Source organism: Rothia gullae (assembly GCF_024294905.1).
Taxonomy (GTDB): domain Bacteria; phylum Actinomycetota; class Actinomycetes; order Actinomycetales; family Micrococcaceae; genus Rothia.
In genome coordinates, this window is the sequence record NZ_JANCOC010000002.1 from 222,806 (window position 1) to 239,739 (window position 16,934).

Sequence of the window (16,934 nt, forward strand, 5' to 3'; positions counted from 1 at the left end):
GGCGAGTGACGCTAGGTGGTGAAGCGGCTAGTTCTTACGCAGCAGGGCGAGGAACATGGCGTCGGTTCCATGCACGTGCGGCCACAGCTGTGCGGTGGTCGGGTTCTCCGAAGCCTTCACGACCGGTGCACCCTTCTTGACCTTGATTTCGGGGGTGTGGCCGGGGTCCTTCTCCCCCGCCAGCACGCTCACGGGCTCGCCGTTCGCGCCTTCGGTGTGCAGGGCGACTTCGCGCAGTGCGGCGGCGGAGTCGAGCAGGCTGACCGCGCCGCTTTCGAGCACCTCGGCAACAATGTTCTGGGTTTCTGCCGCATGAGGGGAGCAGGTCACGTAGGCAATGACGCCGCCGGGGCGGGTCGCCTCAATCGCTGCGTCCAGGAGCTGACGCTGCAGGGGCAGTAGCTCGGCAATATCGCGCGGGGACTTGCGCCAACGCGCCTCGGGGCGGCGGCGCAGGGCGCCCAGACCGGAGCAGGGCACATCTACCATGACTCGGTCGAAAAGCTGACCGGGGTCAATGGATCCGGGCAGGGCGGAGGTGTTCTTGCGCAGGGTTTCGCGAATCTGGCGGCCGTCGCCGGTGAGTACCGTGTAGCTGTCCTCGGGCAGGGGGCGCATGGAGGATTCCACGAGCTGCGCGCGGTGCGGTGCCGCCTCGTTGGCGACCAGGGATGCGCCGCGCTGAATACCGAGCGCGCCGAGGAGCGCCGCCTTACCGCCGGGGCCTGCGCACAGGTCGAGCCATGCGGTGTCGGTGCCGTCCAGGGGTGCTGCGGCGAGCGCGCGTGCCACCAGCTGGGAGCCGGCATCCTGCGCGCGGACGGTGCCTTCACGTACGGATTCCAGGCGCGCCAAGTCGCCGGAGGCGTACAGCGCCGAACCTTCAACCAGCTCGCCGTCGACGGCGCCCTGTTCGCGTGCCTCGTCGAGGCTACCCAGGCCGGGTAGCGCAACCAGGTTCACCACGGGGGCGAGGTTGTCCGCTTCGAGCAGCTGCTCAATTTCGAAGGCGGGGCGGCCGTGCGCAACGAGTGCCTGGCGCATGGAACGCACAATCCAGCCGGGGTGCGAGGCGAGCAGCGCCATGCGCTCGGTGTCGTCCTTCGCGTCCTCGATGATGAGTTCGTACCATTCTTCGGGGGCGCGCTCGGAGACGCGGCGTAGCACCGCGTTGATGAAGCTTGCCGGTCCCGCACCGATCTTTTCACGTGCCAGGGACACACTCTGGTTCAGTGCCGCGTGGGCGGGAACGCGCATGTTCAGCAGCTGGTGCACGCCCATGCGCAACACGATCAGGGTGGTGGTGCCAACCTTCTCGATGGGTCGGTCTACGCAGCGGCTGAGGATTGCGTCGTAGGTGCCCTGGTGGCGTAGCGTGCCGTAGGTCAGTTCGGTTGCGAAGCCTGCGTCGCGGTGGTCGAGGCGGTGGCTACGAATCGCCTTGGGCAGTACGAGGTTCGCGTAGGCGTCGGATTCCGCTACGGAGCGCAGTACGTCGAAGACGGTTGCGCGTGCGGTGTCTGCGGTACGTGAGCGTGCGGAGGGTGCCGCCGCGGAGAATTCGCGAGCGGACATGGAGCGGCGGTTGCGTTCGTGGCCGCTCTTATTGCGCTGGGAGGTGCCGCCGCCACCGCGTTTGGTGTCGTCGTGTTCGGTCTTGGTGCGGCGTGCGGCACGTTCGACGCTGGTCAGGCCGTCAAAGCGACGGCCGGTGCGCGATTCGCTGCGGGAGTTGTCGTCCCACTTCTGCGGGCGGCCCTGAGAACTTTGATTCTGAGTGCGCTGGTTCTGGGAACGCTGATTCTGAGCGCGCTGGGAGCTCTGGGACTGCTGGCGGTTCTGTTCGCTCACGCCAGAGCCGGAGCCGCTGCCAGCGCCGGAGCGGCGGCGACGCTTACGCTTCGCACCGCCTTCGCCCTGACCACTGCCCTGATTGAACTTACCCTGACCGCTACCCTGGTTGAACTTGCCGTTGCCGGCGTTACCGTGACCGGGCTTGCCGTGTCCTCCCTTGTAGGGGCGCTTTTCGTTGCTCATGCGAGTACCACCAGGCCTTCCGCCATGTCCTTACCAGCGCCGCGAGCCCACGCGGGCGCATCCATCATTTTCTTACCGGCAGGCTGAACCTGCAGCAGCATCAGGGGTTCGGTACCGGTGCCGACCAGTACCTTCTTCGCGTGCAGACGCACCGCGCCGGGTACGAGGGGGCCGCCGTTCGACTCGGTCAGGGACTGCACCAGGCGCTCGTCGGCAACCGCCAGACCACCGATCTTGAAGCGGTTTTCGCCCAGTTCGCACCATGCGCCGGGTTCGGGGGTGACGCCGCGGAAGCGTGCCAGGATCTGCTCGGCGGGTTCGGTCCAGGTGAGGCGGCTGTCGGCAATGCTCATCTTGGAGGCGTAGCTGACCGACTCGTTCTCGACCTGCACGGTGCCGCTCTCGCCCGCTTCGAGGCGTTCGAAGGTGCGTTCAAGTAGTGCGCCGCCACTGGTTGCGAGGCGCATCAGCACGGTGCCTGCGGTGTCGTCGGCGGCTACGGGGGTGGATTCCTGTTCGAAGGTGGGGCCGGTGTCCAGGCCTTCTTCGAGTAGGAAGGTGGTGGAGAAAATTTCCTGCTCACCGGCGATGAGGGCGCGCTGTACGGGGGCGGCACCGCGCCATGCGGGCAGCTTGGAGAAGTGCAGGTTGACCCAGCCGTAGCGCAGGGATTCGAGCGCGGGCAACGGCAGCAAGGTGCCGTAGGCGACCACGGCGGCTGCGTCAGCGTTCAGTTCGGCGATGGCTGCGGCGGCTTCGTCGTTCCAGCGGTTTGCCTTCACGATGGGCAGGCCGAGCTCTTCGGCGCGCTGCGCGACCGGGGAGGGGGTGAGCACGCGCTTGCGGCCCACGGGGGCGTCTTCGCGGGTGAGCACGCCAACCACGCGAACCTTATCGGAGTTCGCCAGGTAGTCGAGCGGGGGCACGGCAACGTCGGGGGTGCCTGCGTAAATGATGTTGAGCATGTGAGCCTACTTTCCGAAGCTACCGAAGGAGGGACCAGCAGAGCCTGCACCGAACGCGCCACCGCCGCCGAAGGCACCGCCCACGCGGGTTGCACGCTCAGTCACGGTCTTCGCGGCAACAGTGTTGTAGTCTGCGGCGCGCAAGGCACGCATCACGCGCTGGCGGTCTTCACCCACGAGGCGGTCGATGAACAGCTTGCCGTGCAGGTGATCGGTCTCGTGCTGTAGCATGCGTGCGAACAGGCCCTCACCCTCCAGCACGAGGGGTTCGCCGTGGCGGTCCACGCCGGTCACGCGAGCCCAGTTCTTGCGCGGGGTCGCGGACTTCTGACCGGGCACGGACAGACAGCCTTCGCCGCCTTCCTGGTCTTCTTCGCCGATTTCGAGCACGGGGTTGATGATGTACCCTTCGCGGTCGTCAATACCGCCGAAGGTGAAGATTTGTTTGGAGATGCCAACCTGCGGGCCGGCAAGGCCGACACCGCCCACGTCGTACATGGTTTCTAGCATGTCGTCAATAAGTCGTGCCAGGTCGTCGTCGAAGACGGTGATGGGGTCGCAGACGCTGCGCAGCACCGGGTCGCCTACGGTGCGGATGCTCAGAATGGTCATGGTTCTCCTTTGTCGGCGGGGTGCCGGGAATGTGCTTACGGATTTCAATATGGCGACAGAACTGCACCGATAGAACCTCGCGGGTGAAACTACGCTGGCGGGCTCTCTCGGCAGGCGCATTCTTCACAGCGGGTGCGCCGTTCTGCCTATGTTCTATTGTCGCCGATTCAGTAGCGCGAATCTAGAACGAATCGAGGCGCTGGGGGGGTGGAGACGGCAGGGTGAGGGCTGAGCCTCACCTCCCTGGGCTCACCTCCCCGGGCTTTTGGTGCCTCTCCCCTACGCCCGCTACTCCCCTATGCCGCAGGCGGGGGCACTACGGGCATGAGCGCGGGGTCTTCAAATTCTTGGACCTGACGGTCGAATTCCCATACGCGGCGCAGGGCGCAGAACTTGTACCAGTTGCGTTCAAGCACGGCGGGGTTCGCCTGCTGCGGCAGCACCTGCGTTTCGCCGAGAGCCACGCCCATGAGGACGGGGGCGTCGCCGTATTTCCAGGGTTCCCAGGTGCCTTCGTCGGGGTCGACAAGGTATTCTTCAGCTTTGAGTCCGGCAACTAGCTGCATGACGACTTTTTCGTCGAGTGCTTTGACGCGGCCGCGTTTGTCGGTGCCTTTGGTTTTGTAGTCGATGATGCAGGTTCGGCCTGCGATTTCTGCGACGAGGTCGAGGGTGCCCGCGTAGCCGACGGTGTCGTTCCAGATGGTGACTTCGGCGGCGAGGGGGCGGGGCTTGAAGGCTTCCCACCATTCGTCGAAGCGGTCGGCGTAGGCTTGTTCTCCGTTGATGATGAGCTGTTCGCGGCTTTCGTCGAGGTTGTGTTCGCGTCCCATGGCGCGTAGGGCGACGGCTTCGGCGTAGTTGTGTACACGGTCGCCTCGGGCGGCGGCTGCGTCGCGGTATCGTTCGGAGGCGCTGGCTGCGTCGCGGATGATGGCGAATTTGAGGCCGTGGGATCCGGTGGCGCGGTAGGCGCGCTGGTCTTCGAGGGCGGCTTTGGCGGCCATGTACCCGTGCCAGCCGCTGAGGTCGTTGGCGTGCTGCCCGATGACGGTGGTGATGGAGGGGACGAGGGGTTCTCCTCCGCGGATGCGCGCGTACATGCGTCCGTAGTCGGTGGCTGCGGCGAGTTCGGGTGTTGTCACGGGGTACCTCATTCTCGGGTGGTTGTGTCCGCGGCTGGGTTTGTACTGCTTGTGGGCACAAATACCGGTGGGCATAATAAAACCCCCGTTCCTTGAAACGGGGGTTATTGGTGCGTGATACTGGGTTCGAACCAGTGACCTCTTCGGTGTGAACGAAGCGCGCTACCACTGCGCCAATCACGCTTACGGATAAGACTATACCGAGGCTTGGCGTGAAGGTCAAATTTTGCGCTCCCCTTTTTCCTATCCCGCCGAGAAGCCACTTGTGTTTCGAAAAGCCACAAAAATGGTGGCTTCTCGAAACACTTGTGGCTTTTCGAGGAGATTCTTCTTCTCTGCTCATGCGTTGCTTCCTCTGATTGAGGGGGCTGCAGGTTCAGTAATGACTTATGGACTCTGGTCATGAGGTACGGACTTTGGGGCTGGGTTAGCGTCTTGAGGGATAGCTTTTAACCATGGCTGAAGTCGCTAAGTCATGACCGAATCTAAAACCAGTTTTCACCGGATAAACAAAGAAGCTCCCCAGTCTTTCGACTGGAGAGCTTCTTTCCTAGTGTGACCCCAACCGGTTTGTAACGGTGACGGAGGGGGCATGATGCCGAGCGCGCGAGGAATTCCATCATGCTCCGCAGTGCCGCGACGTAAGGAGCGGCGCCGTGAGAGGCTCACGGCGGCACCATAGAATCTAAAAGATCTTCCGACCGATACAGATATAAATAAAAAAGCCTGGCTTCCGAAGAAACCAGGCTTTTTTCCTAGTGTGACCCCAACCGGATTTGAACCGGTGTTGCCGCCGTGAGAGGGCGGAGTACTAGGCCGCTATACGATGGGGCCGCAACCTCCGTTAGGAGGTTAGCTGGGATACCAGGACTCGAACCTAGAACAAAGGAACCAGAAACCTTCGTGTTGCCAATTACACCATATCCCACTACTCTATTGAGTTACCGTTCCGTTTTTTGCCTTTCGGCTTTTCACCGGAACGAGTAATAACTATACGGGTCTTTCTGGAGGCGTGCAAGCCGAAATCTGGAGAGCCGCCTCACATTCACGGTTTTATGCCCGCTACTTCCGCGTATTTCCAGGATTTTTGGGGTTAAAAAGTTTTTTAATTTTCTTCAAAAAGAGGGTTTTGGGGCCGATTTTCACCCTTCAAAGCAGCTTCAAGGGGGCTCGGAGAGCAGTTATACCCTCTCCCCTGCACGCTTTGTGTCCGAAATTTTTTGAAGATTTTTTCCTACACCATCTTTTTCCTACGCAGCCTCCCGACAGTCAGATAGCCCGGCAGTCAGGTGACCCGGCAGTCAGGTCATTAGATAGCCCAGCAGTCAGATAACCAGATATAACCAGATATAACCAGATAGCCTAAGCACCCTGACGGCCAACCCACCCAAGCAACCGCCTCGGGAAAAATCGCAGGACCCCCGCACCTCCAAAAACTAAAACTCCCGGAGACAGCAAAAACCGGAGGTAATAAAAAACCAGGGACAACGAAAAAGCCCCGAGGCTAACCTCGGGGCTTGAGTGGAGCGGTTGACGAGACTTGAACTCGCGACATCCACCTTGGCAAGGTGGTGCTCTACCAACTGAGCTACAACCGCATGTTTTCGCTTTGAACTTTTCAGTTCGTCGCGACAACAGGTACTACTATACAACCCTTTGCCGGGGTGCGCAAACCAAATTCTCGCCACAATCCCCCAAATGGGGCCAGATTTACCCCCAAAAAACATACTGACTAGTAGTTTTACAGAAAATATCCATCACAAAAAATATTCTCAAATTTATGAAAAATCCCCTTATCCGTCGGGTTTCTTAGACCTTTCAGTCGTCTGATTCCCATTGGATAAGGGGATTCTCTTGAACGTGGGTTCTCGCCGAGCTTTCGCTCAGCTCTCACAGCACGCGCCGCAGACACCTAAGATGACAGGTACCTGCAATCGCGCCAGAAGTAGCTACACCGAGAGTGGCTAGAGCTTAATCGCTGCTACCGCCGGAATCGCCGCCGGAGTAGTCGGAGCTACTGTAGCTGCTGTAGTCCGAACTGCTGGAGCTTCCTGCGTCGAAGTCGCCCGCGTCCGGGTCGGGGCCAGGGTCCACGAAATCGTCTTCTTCCTCTTCTTCGTCCGAAGAGCCCGAAGAGCCCGAAGAGTCTGAAGAATCCACGACAGACGACGAGGTGCTCACGTCGCCGCTGCGAGCCGCGTTCTGCATGGCGCGTGCCTCCAGGAATGCGGTCACGTAGGCGAGCGCCGCGCCGGCAATAATGATGACAACCATCCACACGGAGCGGTCAAAACCGGCAATGTAGGCGAACAGCCAGATAATGCAGGCGTTGGTGAGCGCCATGATGGAGCCCTTCAGTAGCGCCTTCCCGAGGATCGATTGATTCATGGTTAGCTCAGTTCAGCGGCAAGCTTGCGCAGGCGTGCGAGGGAGGATTCCTTGCCCAGGATTTCCATGGATTCGAACAAGGGCGGGGAGATGCGCTCACCGGACACAGCGATTCGCACGGGGCCGAATGCGAGGCGCGGCTTGATTTCCAGGCCGTCGACGATTGCGGCGCGCAGGGCTGCCTCGATGTTGGCTGCGGTGAAGTCCGCGAGGGGCTCCAGAGCTTCGATTGCGGCGGCGAGGACCTGCGGTGCGGATTCTTTGAGCTGCTTGCGTGCGTCGTCTGCGGTGCTGATTTCTTCGTCAGCTTTGAAGAGGAATGCGAGCAGGCTGGGTGCTTCGCCGAGCAGCTGCATGCGCTCCTGGACGAGGGGTGCAGCTTCGGTGAGGACCTGCTCTTCACGCTCGGTGAGGGTTTCGCCGAGTACGCCTGCAGCTTGCAGGTACGGGATGAGGCGGTCGCGGAAGTCCTTGGGGTCGAGCGCACGGATGTGGTCGCCGTTGATGGACTCTGCCTTCTTCACGTCGAAGCGTGCGGGGTTGGCAACAACGTCGTGTACGTCGAAGTGCTCTACGAGCTCGTCGATGCTGAAGACGTCCTGGTCTGCGGAGAGGGACCAGCCCAGCAGGGACAGGTAGTTCAGCAGGCCTTCCTTGATGAAGCCGGAGTCGCGCAGCAGGAAGAGGTTCGACTCGGGGTCACGCTTGGAGAGCTTCTTGTTGCCCTGGCCCATGACGTAGGGCAGGTGGCCGAATTCGGGGATGAAGCTGGTCACGCCGGTGTCGATGAGTGCGCGGTAGAGCGCGATCTGGCGCGGGGTGGAGGAGAGCAGATCTTCGCCGCGCAGCACGTGGGTGATGCCCATGAGTGCGTCGTCGACGGGGTTCACGAAGGGGTACAGCGGGTCGCCGTTGGAGCGGACGACCACGTAGTCGGGTACGGTGCCTGCCTTGAAGGTGATTTCACCGCGAACGAGGTCGTTGAAGGTGATGTCCTCATCGGGCATGCGCAGGCGCCAGACGGGCTGGCGGCCTTCTGCGCGGTAGGCTTCCTTCTGCTCTTCGGTGAGGTTGCGGTCGTAGTTGTCGTAGCCGAGCTGCGGATCCTGACCGGCTGCCTTGCGGCGTTCCTTCACCTCGTCGGGGGTGGAGAAATCTTCGTACACGTAGCCGCCTTCAACGAGCTTTTCGAAAATCTCGTTGTAGATGCCTGCGGTCTTACGCTCGGACTGGCGGTAGGGCTCGTGGGGGCCGCCGACGCCGACGCCTTCGTCCCAGTTGATGCCGAGCCAGTGCAGGGATTCGAGCACCTGGTTGAACGACTCTTCGGAGTCGCGTGCTGCGTCGGTGTCTTCGATGCGGAAGATCAGCTTGCCGCCGGTGTGGCGTGCGTACGCCCAGTTGAAGAGGGCGGTGCGGACCATGCCCACGTGCGGGGTGCCGGTGGGCGAGGGGCAGAAGCGGACGCGGGTGTCTGCGGGGCTATTGAGTACGGGACCGTGGTATTCGGTCATGATGTCTCCTTGGCGGTGTGTTTCAGGATGTACGTTACGTTTTTGGGTGCGGGCGGCTTAGTCGCGCACGCGGGTGACGAGGGAGCCGATGCCTTCGACTTCGACCTCTACTTCGTTGCCGTCGCGCAGTACGCTGATGCCGGCGGGGGTGCCGGTGAGCAGTACGTCGCCGGGAAGCAGGGTGAAGATTTCGGAGGCTGCGGCAACCTGTTCGGCTACGGAGTAGTGCATTTCGGAGGTGTTACCTTCCTGCACGACGTCGCCGTCAACCCAGGTGGTGATGTTCAGCGAGTCGGTGTCCAGGTCGGTTTCGATCCAGGGGCCGAGCGGGGTGGAGCCGTCGAAGCCCTTGGCGCGGGTCCACTGGCGGTCTTCGAGCAGGTCGCGGGCGGTGAGGTCGTTGGCTACGGTGTAGCCGAAGATGACTTCGTGTACGCGCTCAAGAGGCACGGACTTGGCGATACGACCGATAATGACGGCGAGTTCACCTTCTGCGCTGACGGCTTCGGAGTACTCGGGCAGGGTCACGGGGTCGCCGGGGCCGATGACGGTGGTGTTGGGCTTGAGGAAGAACTGTGGGGAGGCGGGCGCCTCAGTTCCTGCCCAGTTTGCGATCGCTCCAATCACCTTGGAGCGGGGGATGATCGGGGCGAGCAGGCGCACCTGGTCGATGGGGTAGGTGGTGCTGGTCGGTTCGATGCCCGAGTAGAAGGGGTCGCCGGCGAGTACGCGCAGGGTTTCTTCGCCTGCGTCGCCTTCTACTAGCCCGAAGTGGAGCTCATTATTTACGGTAAATCGTGCAATACGCATACTTTCTAGGGTACCAGCCTTCGAGGGCGGCGGCGGGTCGGGTTTTAGCGCGGGTTTTAGCGCGGGTTTTATCGAGGGGCGGCGGCGGGGTGAGCCTCCCCTCCCCTGTCCTGACGCTATCAACGCCGCGCGCAATATTCGCCGGGCACAGCGAATCCCCGCGGGTTGCTCACCGCGCGACGTGCGGGGTCGGGCGGTAAGCATCCTGCGGGGATTTTCGCGGGTTACGTTATGTTGAACGTTTAGATGAGGCGGGTTAGCCAGCCGTGGCGGTCTTCGACTACGCCGGTCTGAATGCCGACGAGCTCTTCGCGCAGGCTCTTGGAGATTTCGCCGAAGTGCTCGGTGGGTGCCGGGATTTCGAAGTCTTCTGCTTTGAGCTTGCCGATGGGCGCGACCACTGCTGCGGTGCCGCAGGCGAAGATTTCGGTGATATCGCCGTTTGCTACGCCTTCACGCCATTCGGTGAGGGTGATTGCGCGCTCTTCGACGGTCATACCGCGGTCCTTGGCGAGCTGAATCAGGGAGGAGCGGGTCACGCCTTCGAGGATGGTGCCGGTCAGTTCGGGGGTGACAATCTTGTTTTCCTTGCCGAAGACGAAGAAGACGTTCATGCCGCCGAGCTCTTCGATGGCGTCGTGACGGTGCGGGTCCTTGAAGATGACCTGCTTGCAGCCGTGCTTTTCACCTTCGATCTGGGCGATCATGGATGCCGCGTAGTTGCCGCCGCACTTTGCCGCACCGGTGCCGCCTTCGCCTGCGCGAGCGTAGGTGGTGGAGAGCCAGATGTCTACGGGTTCGGGGGTGCCGAAGTAGTTACCCGCGGGCGAGCCGATGACGTGGTACTGTACGTGCTTTGCGGGGCGCACGCCGAGGTACGCTTCGGTTGCGATCATGAAGGGGCGGAAGTAGAAGGCTTCACCGTCGCCGGTGGGTACCCATGCTTCGTCTGCCTTGACGAGTTCACGTAGGGATTCAATGAACAGGTCTGCGGGCATTTCGGGCAGGGAGAGGCGGTGTGCGGAACGTGCGAAGCGTTCTGCGTTCTTTTCGGGGCGGAAGGTCCACACGGAGCCGTCTGCGTGGCGGTAGCCCTTGACGCCTTCGAAGATTTCCTGGCCGTAGTGGAAGACAGCGGAGGCGGGGTCTAGGGTCAGCGGGCCGTAGGGATGCACTCGTGCGTCGTACCAGGTGCCGCCGGTCTTGTAGTCGCCTTCCCAGTCGATGGTGACCATGTGGTCGCTGAAGTAGTCACCGAAGCCGGGGTTTGCGAGGATTTCGGCGCGGCGTTCGGCGGTGGCGGGTGACTGGTTTGCTTCGTGGCTGAATTCGGTTGCCATCGTTCTGCGTTCCTCTTCGTCTAGTTGCCTCTGTGGGCGTTCTTTGAGTGGCGGTTCTCGCGGCGGGGCGAGGTACCGGTGTGTGCCGCCGGGCGCTTTGTAGTGCGGGGCAGATGGTGCATCTAGCGGTCTGTGCTAGTCGGATGCATCAAAGCTAGTGGTGGATGGTGTCCACCGCCGAGGTGCCGGGCGGGTGTGCCTGACCTGTTTAGAGTACCGGAAAGATGCGTTTGCCGCATGCGCATCTTTTCTCCCATTCAGGATGTGAACAGGTGAAGCCCGGAAGGTGCGTTCCTTCCGGGCTTCACTAGCGTAGTTCACGTTTTAGCCGGGCCAGTTTTAGCCGGGCAAGTATTAACCGAGGCGTGCGAGCACGTCCGCGCCGACCTGGTCGGTTCCGCGCACACTCGCGCCGTTCTCGCGCATATCTGCTTCGACAGCGTCCTCAATGCGGGCTGCGGCGGCGGCGTGGCCGAGGTGGCGCAGCAGCATTGCGCCGGCGAGGATTGCGGCGGTGGGGTTTGCCTTGTTCTGGCGGGCAATGTCCGGTGCGGAGCCGTGTACGGGCTCGAACATGGAGGGGAACTCGCCGACGGCGTTGATGTTGCCGCTGGCGGCGTAGCCGATACCGCCGGTCACTGCACCGGCGAGGTCGGTGATGATGTCGCCGAAGAGGTTGTCGGTGACAATCACGTCGAAGCGGGCGGGGTCGGTGACCATAAAGATGGTGGTCGCGTCAATGTGCAGGTAGTCTGTCTCAACCTCGGGGAATTCAGCCGCGATTTCGGTGAAGTAGCGGTTGTAGAGGCGACCTGCGTGGGTGAGCACGTTGGTCTTGTGTACGAGGGTGACCTTCTTGCGGCGGGTGGACGCCAGCTCGAAGGCGTAGCGTACCAGGCGCTCCACACCGTGTGCGGTGTTGAGGGAGACTTCGGTGGCGATTTCGTGGGGGGTGCCGCCGCGGATGACGCCGCCGTTGCCGATGTAGGGGCCTTCGGTGCCTTCACGAACAACAACGAAGTCGATGTTGCCGGGGTTGGCGAGCGGGGAGACTGCTCCGGGGTACAGGCGGGAGGGGCGCAGGTTGATGTAGTGGTCGAAGGCGAAACGCAGCTTCAGGAGCATTTCGCGTTCGATGAGGCCGGAGGGAATCTTGCCGCTACGCGGGTCTGCACCGATGGCACCAAAAAGGATTGCGTCGTGCTGCTTGAGGGCGTCCATGGTAGATTCGGGCAGGGTTTCACCGGTTTCCAGCCAGTGCTCGGCGCCGAGCTTGTAGTGGGTGGGGGTTACGGTGATGTTTTCGAGCTCGCAGGCGCGGGTGAGGATACGCTGGGCTTCGGTAATGATTTCGGGGCCGATGCCGTCGCCGGGGATAACGGCAAGGTCGATGCTACGTGCTTCAGTCATGCCTCTACCCTAGTACACGCCGCGGGCGGGCGGTAGAGTGCGCGGGCGGGTTCTCAGAGTCTGGGCTAGATAGGCCCTAGACAGGCCTCAGTTAGACAGGTTCTGGGCTAGGTAGGTTTGCCGGTTAAAATGGTATTCCCCGGCTAAATGATTAGCCGGGGAATACCGTTATGAATTCTCACTTAGCGCGAGAGTACTGGCAACTATTAGGAGCGCTTGCAGAAGGTAACAGCCACGGAGCCGTTCTTACGCTGACCACGACCGGTCGGTACGTCCTTGCTTGCGGTAATCTCGGCACCGATGACAGAAGAATGGATGTAGGAACCACCGGCACCGCCGCCACCAGATAGCTGGCCAAAGCCAACAGGCTGACGAACACCCTCAGGGTTGTTGTCCCACTTCTGCTTCAGTATCGCAGTGATGGACACGGAAGCGCCCGAGCCGCCACCGCCGTAGCCTGCGCCGCCGCCGCCAGAGTATATAGACTGGTAGCCGGTGAACTGGGGAGCAGAAGCGGCGCGCGTATAGTACACCACGCGCCCATCGGGCTTCTTCTTGGGCTCACCAGCCGTGTTGTAGTCAATCAGGTAAGAGTAAGAGGAAACACCATCTGCACCGTTACCGGTAAAGCCATCACTACCGGCTTCGCCAGAGGTAGAGGAGCTATATAGCTCCTGGTTGTTGGTGCTGTAGAAGAGAACTTCACCATTCGGGGAGGCTTTAGTCGGCAAATCCGTCTTGAGGCCACCCTGACCGCCTTGGCCGGTTGCACCGCCCTTACCGGGTTCAACAGTAATGACCTGATCGTGGTCGGCGGTGTATGCACCGGACCCCTGCTTACCTGCGCCGCCGGCAAGGCCGGATGCGTTACCACCCCTTGACAGGAGGAAAGGCAGGTTCCAAGGGTAAGTGTTAGACTTCCACCATCCAGCGTCAGTTGCACCAGGGAAAACGTAGGCCGGATTAAGGTTAGTACCACCCGCGCGAATGTAGCCGACACCTCCACCGCCGCCTGCCACGGCAATAACAGTGCCGTCGACAATAATAGCGGAAGAGCCACCTCCGGATGACGCGAATTTCGGAGAGCGCAGCATCCAAGAGTTATTAGCCCACTCAGCCTTGACCTTATTGATAACGCTTTCCGGGATGGGGTTATCGCCCTTGGAGGAACCGCCGTTACCGTAGCCCTCGCCACCTTCTGCGGGGGTGTCCTCATTGTAGCCAATACCGCCTGCTGCTGAGACAATCTCAACAGTCTGACCTTCCTTCACTGCAATAGTGCCGGAAATCTGCGCCGCAGCACCGCCAGGGATTGAATACTGAGTACCGCCGGCGCCTCCCTTAATGACAAAGCTAATCTTGTCGACCTTGGCAGGGACAACGAACTTCTGAACAGTCTTGGCACCGGCATCAGTACCGGAGATGCTGAATTTAGGAGAAGATTCCCACTCACACTCAGTCGAGGAAGCAAATGCGGGAACAACTGCGGAAGCCGCGACAACCGGGGTAGCCCAGGCCGCACCCGCAACAACCTTGCGGCGAGAAATATTAGTAGACATGTTATGTCCTTAGAGAGTGATGTCAATTGAGAAATAAAGCTATCACCCGCCGTAGCGTTCGGCAATCGCTCACCCCCGGAAAGGTTTTGAGCGAGTGAGGCCGGAATAATAGTAGTGGATCCAGCCCCGGCGATAACACATAATGTTGTACCTGCCCTATATAGGCACTTCGCGGGGTGACCCTTGGTGCATAGTCCCCCGAGGCACAATTAGTGCACACGAATATGATACAGGTAAAACTATATCCATCATTTCACACTCCTTCAATAAGGCGTTAATTACAGTTGACAAACAATTTCACTCAACCCTTCCGCAATACTTGAAGGTTTTTCACCAAAATCGATTACCTGGGGGAGCCCCAAATCTCTTAAACCCAAATTCAAACCCCAAATGACCCCAAAGTCTCAAGTAACACTTGAGAAAAAGAAGAGCCATCCATGTGGCAAATCTCATAGAATGAGCAAGGTTTAGGCGTGTCATACTCACTCAAACCCACAAAATATCCCTGCATGTGAGAGTAAAAAAGAGGCTCCCATCCCAGCCCCGTCATCCCGATACACTGGAACCATGCCCCACAAGCACGCAAAACCCCAGCAGAACCCACAGCACAGCACAGAGGCAGCCAAATCAGGCTACGCCGTAACGCATACCCGCCGCAGCTCAGAAAACAGCGACCTACCCGCCGACGCAATCAGCGCCTCCAGCCGCGTGCAAAACTACCTCAGAGACAAACGCGGCTGGATGAACTTCATCGTCGTCGCGCACATGCAGTTCTTCTGCTGCGTACTCTCCGTTGCCTTCATCAACGGCTACGGCTGGATCCCGGTCATCTCCGCGCTCTGCAGCACCACCGCGCTGTACTTCCGCTACCGCTTCCCCTACGGCAGCATCTACGTGATCATCGCGTCGCTCTGCCTCACCCTCGTGACCCCCTTCCCCGACTCACTCGCCATCACCTGCTACCCGCCCGTCAGCCTCGCCGCCTACCATATCGGCAGGCATTGGACCCGCCGCGCCCGCTTCCGCGGCCTCATTCTCGGCTGGTTCGGCGCACTCGCCGTCACCGTGCAGTCCTCGCTCTCGTTCCTCTACCGTTGGGACGACATACCCGCCCGCATCTTCATCTCCCTGATGCTCGGCGTGCTCTGCGGATCCATCTTCACCGTCTTCTGGTTCCTCGGCGACTCCCGCCGCATGCGCGAACTGCGCAGCGAAGAGTTCAAAGAACGCGCCCGCCGCCTCGAATACGAGCAGGAACAGGAACGCCGCCTCGCCGCGCAGGACGAACGCACCCGCATCGCCCGTGAAATGCACGATATTGTGGCGCACTCGCTCTCCAGCATTATTTCCCAGGCGGACGGGGCACGCTACGCCGCCGCGAGCGTCCGCACCGCACGCGCCCAGCAAACACAACAGGCACAGCAGGCAGAGCAGTCGGGCCAGGCTCAGCAGCAGAGCGAACCGGATATTGCCGAGCAGACACTCGAACTCATCGCAGACACGGCACGCGACTCCCTCACCCAGATGCGTTCCCTCCTCGGGCTGCTCCGCACGGACGAGGCAACCACCTACGCACCCGTGCCCACCCTCAGCGATATACCCGCCCTCGTGGAGCAGAGCCGCCGCGCCGGGCTACCCGTCACCTTCACCGGAATCACCGGCACCATGACGCGCACCCTACCGCAAGGTGCCGAGCTGGCGGCGTACCGCACCGTGCAGGAGGCACTCACCAACGCGCTCAAGCACTCCCCCGGCGCGGCAACCACCATCACCATTCACTGGGGTAAGGACGGTCTGCAGTTGCGGGTTCAGAACGACCCGGTTTCCTCTACCGCGGCTCAGCACATTGCCCGCCCGGTACCCGGTAGTGGCAACGGTCTGCGCGGCATGAGCGAGCGCATCGCCCTCTACCACGGCTCCCTCACCTACGGTCTGCAGCCTGACGGCGACTGGCTCGTTGAGGCGGCGCTGCCCTACCGCGACCTCTAATACCCCTGCCCTCTGCCACCTCGTAATCTAGGATTGAAACTATGTACCCTTCTGAACCACAGACCACTCAGCCGATCCGCGTGATGCTCGTTGACGACCAGCGCCTAGTGCGCGGCGGCTTGAGCATGCTCGTCAACTCCCAGCCAGACCTGCAGGTCGTCATGGAAGCTGATGACGGCCTGGCGGCCATTGACGTTTTTGACCGCATGGTCTCTGAGGGGCGGGCGCCGCAGGTCATCCTCATGGATGTGCGCATGCCCCACTGCGACGGCCTGGAGGCGGCGCGCCGTATTCTGGAGTGTGACGGCGAGCGTGAAGTTTCCGAAGATGAGCGGGTGCGCATTATTATGCTCACGACCTTCGATATTGATGAGTACGTGTATTCGGCGGTGCGTGCGGGTGCGAGCGGTTTCTTGTTGAAGGACACCCCGCCGGAGCAGCTGCTGGAGGCGATTCGTACGGTGTACCGCGGCGATGCGGTGATTGCACCATCTGCGACTCGCCGCCTGTTAGAGCAGATGATTCCGGTGCTGGACTCCCCCGCTCCTGTTGTTCCTACCGCTCCTGCCGATTCTGTTCCTAATACTCCCCCGGCTGCTGGGTCTGAGCTTCCTAAGGCGACGTTTATTCCGGCTGAGCATGCAAGCCTTGCGCCTGCGCAGGATTATCCGCATCGTGAGTTGATTGAGCAGTTGTCGCCGCGTGAGTTTGAGGTGCTGGGCCTAATTGCGCGTGGATTGTCGAATGCGGAGATTACGCGGGAGCTGGTGCTTTCGGAGGCGACGGTGAAGACGCATGTGTCGCATGTGTTGGCGAAGTTGGGTGCGCGTGATCGTGTGCAGGCAGTGATTATGGCGTATGAGGCGGGTATCGCCCACTAGTGCTCCCCTTATATAAGGGCACAGCAGAATAGAGAGCACGGCAGACTAGAGGACACAGTAAAGCCCCGGTAGGCACCTCCTGCTCGAGTGAACTGCGCCCCAAAACTTGGACGCATTAAATACTAGCCGTTACACGGCCTCCCGCAGGGCCTGATCCCGGTACTCTACCGGAGTCAGGCCCCTAAGCTTTACCTGACGCCTTACCGTATTCCAATGCATGATATAGGCATCAAGGTCGGCTTTAAAACTCTCAAAGGTCTGCCAGTCCTGGCCACGAAAAAACT

The 16,934-nt window shown here is 60.9% G+C and carries 13 protein-coding genes and 4 tRNA genes; 2 read left to right on the top strand and 15 right to left on the bottom strand.

Annotated features, from left to right (window positions below; genetic code table 11):
• Nucleotides 1-27 precede the first annotated feature (27 nt).
• The 14 genes from NML54_RS02600 to NML54_RS02665 form a co-directional block, all read right to left on the bottom strand.
• Nucleotides 28-2,037, bottom strand: a complete 2,010-nt coding sequence (locus tag NML54_RS02600) for an RsmB/NOP family class I SAM-dependent RNA methyltransferase (protein WP_254755771.1) — start codon at nt 2,035-2,037, stop codon at nt 28-30.
• Nucleotides 2,034-3,002 (bottom strand): methionyl-tRNA formyltransferase, encoded by a 969-nt coding sequence (gene fmt / locus NML54_RS02605; RefSeq protein ID WP_254755772.1) that lies wholly within the window; start codon nt 3,000-3,002, stop codon nt 2,034-2,036. Before fmt ends, NML54_RS02600 begins: the two co-directional genes overlap by 4 nt.
• Nucleotides 3,003-3,008: 6 nt before the next feature.
• A complete protein-coding gene (gene def / locus NML54_RS02610) occupies nt 3,009-3,614 on the bottom strand; it encodes a peptide deformylase (RefSeq protein ID WP_254755773.1) in 606 nt (201 codons plus the stop codon).
• Nucleotides 3,615-3,910: 296 nt separating this feature from the next.
• On the bottom strand, nt 3,911-4,759 hold the full coding sequence (locus NML54_RS02615) for a PD-(D/E)XK nuclease family protein (RefSeq protein ID WP_254755774.1): 849 nt from the start codon (nt 4,757-4,759) through the stop codon (nt 3,911-3,913).
• 108 nt (nt 4,760-4,867) lie between these two features.
• Nucleotides 4,868-4,942: transfer RNA gene (locus tag NML54_RS02620), tRNA-Val, on the bottom strand.
• Between the two features lie 578 nt (nt 4,943-5,520).
• A tRNA-Glu gene (locus tag NML54_RS02625) sits at nt 5,521-5,593 on the bottom strand.
• Between the two features lie 22 nt (nt 5,594-5,615).
• Nucleotides 5,616-5,687, bottom strand: a tRNA-Gln gene (locus tag NML54_RS02630).
• Between the two features lie 594 nt (nt 5,688-6,281).
• Nucleotides 6,282-6,357: transfer RNA gene (locus tag NML54_RS02635), tRNA-Gly, on the bottom strand.
• A gap of 373 nt (nt 6,358-6,730) precedes the next feature.
• Nucleotides 6,731-7,147, bottom strand: a complete 417-nt coding sequence (locus NML54_RS02640; protein WP_254755775.1) for a hypothetical protein — start codon at nt 7,145-7,147, stop codon at nt 6,731-6,733.
• A gap of 2 nt (nt 7,148-7,149) precedes the next feature.
• Complete coding sequence (gene gltX / locus NML54_RS02645; protein ID WP_254755776.1) at nt 7,150-8,661, bottom strand: glutamate--tRNA ligase; 1,512 nt, start codon at nt 8,659-8,661, stop codon at nt 7,150-7,152.
• 57 nt (nt 8,662-8,718) lie between these two features.
• Nucleotides 8,719-9,471, bottom strand: a complete 753-nt coding sequence (locus tag NML54_RS02650) for a fumarylacetoacetate hydrolase family protein (protein ID WP_254755777.1) — start codon at nt 9,469-9,471, stop codon at nt 8,719-8,721.
• A gap of 242 nt (nt 9,472-9,713) precedes the next feature.
• The gene (locus NML54_RS02655; RefSeq protein WP_254755778.1) at nt 9,714-10,811 is read right to left on the bottom strand and encodes a branched-chain amino acid aminotransferase; all 1,098 of its coding nucleotides are present in this window, start codon (nt 10,809-10,811) and stop codon (nt 9,714-9,716) included.
• A 354-nt stretch (nt 10,812-11,165) separates the two neighbouring features.
• Nucleotides 11,166-12,221, bottom strand: coding sequence for a 3-isopropylmalate dehydrogenase (locus tag NML54_RS02660; RefSeq protein ID WP_254755779.1), 1,056 nt, complete (start codon nt 12,219-12,221; stop codon nt 11,166-11,168).
• Nucleotides 12,222-12,427: 206 nt separating this feature from the next.
• Nucleotides 12,428-13,780: a hypothetical protein gene (locus NML54_RS02665; RefSeq protein WP_254755780.1), complete on the bottom strand. Its 1,353-nt coding sequence runs from the start codon at nt 13,778-13,780 to the stop codon at nt 12,428-12,430.
• Nucleotides 13,781-14,347: 567 nt separating this feature from the next.
• Here NML54_RS02665 and NML54_RS02670 point away from each other — a divergent pair.
• Together NML54_RS02670 and NML54_RS02675 are read left to right on the top strand one after the other, a co-directional pair.
• The gene (locus tag NML54_RS02670) at nt 14,348-15,769 is read left to right on the top strand and encodes a sensor histidine kinase (protein WP_254755781.1); all 1,422 of its coding nucleotides are present in this window, start codon (nt 14,348-14,350) and stop codon (nt 15,767-15,769) included.
• 41 nt (nt 15,770-15,810) lie between these two features.
• Nucleotides 15,811-16,650 carry a response regulator gene (locus NML54_RS02675; RefSeq protein ID WP_254755782.1) on the top strand — a complete coding sequence of 280 codons (840 nt, stop codon included), beginning with the start codon at nt 15,811-15,813 and terminating at the stop codon, nt 16,648-16,650.
• Between the two features lie 129 nt (nt 16,651-16,779).
• On the opposite strand, the gene NML54_RS08890 is transcribed toward NML54_RS02675, so the two are convergent.
• Nucleotides 16,780-16,934: IS3 family transposase (locus tag NML54_RS08890; RefSeq protein WP_305882351.1), on the bottom strand; the 155-nt coding region annotated here is incomplete at its 5' end.

Bases quoted from the DNA above. Each gene is read 5' to 3' on its own strand.
- NML54_RS02600 (WP_254755771.1), bottom strand. From the start codon at position 2,037: ATGAGCAACGAAAAGCGCCCCTACAAGGGAGGACACGGCAAGCCCGGT.
- fmt (WP_254755772.1), bottom strand. From the start codon at position 3,002: ATGCTCAACATCATTTACGCAGGCACCCCCGACGTTGCCGTGCCCCCG.
- def (WP_254755773.1), bottom strand. From the start codon at position 3,614: ATGACCATTCTGAGCATCCGCACCGTAGGCGACCCGGTGCTGCGCAGC.
- NML54_RS02640 (WP_254755775.1), bottom strand. From the start codon at position 7,147: ATGAATCAATCGATCCTCGGGAAGGCGCTACTGAAGGGCTCCATCATG.
- gltX (WP_254755776.1), bottom strand. From the start codon at position 8,661: ATGACCGAATACCACGGTCCCGTACTCAATAGCCCCGCAGACACCCGC.
- NML54_RS02650 (WP_254755777.1), bottom strand. From the start codon at position 9,471: ATGCGTATTGCACGATTTACCGTAAATAATGAGCTCCACTTCGGGCTA.
- NML54_RS02655 (WP_254755778.1), bottom strand. From the start codon at position 10,811: ATGGCAACCGAATTCAGCCACGAAGCAAACCAGTCACCCGCCACCGCC.
- NML54_RS02660 (WP_254755779.1), bottom strand. From the start codon at position 12,221: ATGACTGAAGCACGTAGCATCGACCTTGCCGTTATCCCCGGCGACGGC.
- NML54_RS02665 (WP_254755780.1), bottom strand. From the start codon at position 13,780: ATGTCTACTAATATTTCTCGCCGCAAGGTTGTTGCGGGTGCGGCCTGG.
- NML54_RS02670 (WP_254755781.1), top strand. From the start codon at position 14,348: ATGCCCCACAAGCACGCAAAACCCCAGCAGAACCCACAGCACAGCACA.
- NML54_RS02675 (WP_254755782.1), top strand. From the start codon at position 15,811: ATGTACCCTTCTGAACCACAGACCACTCAGCCGATCCGCGTGATGCTC.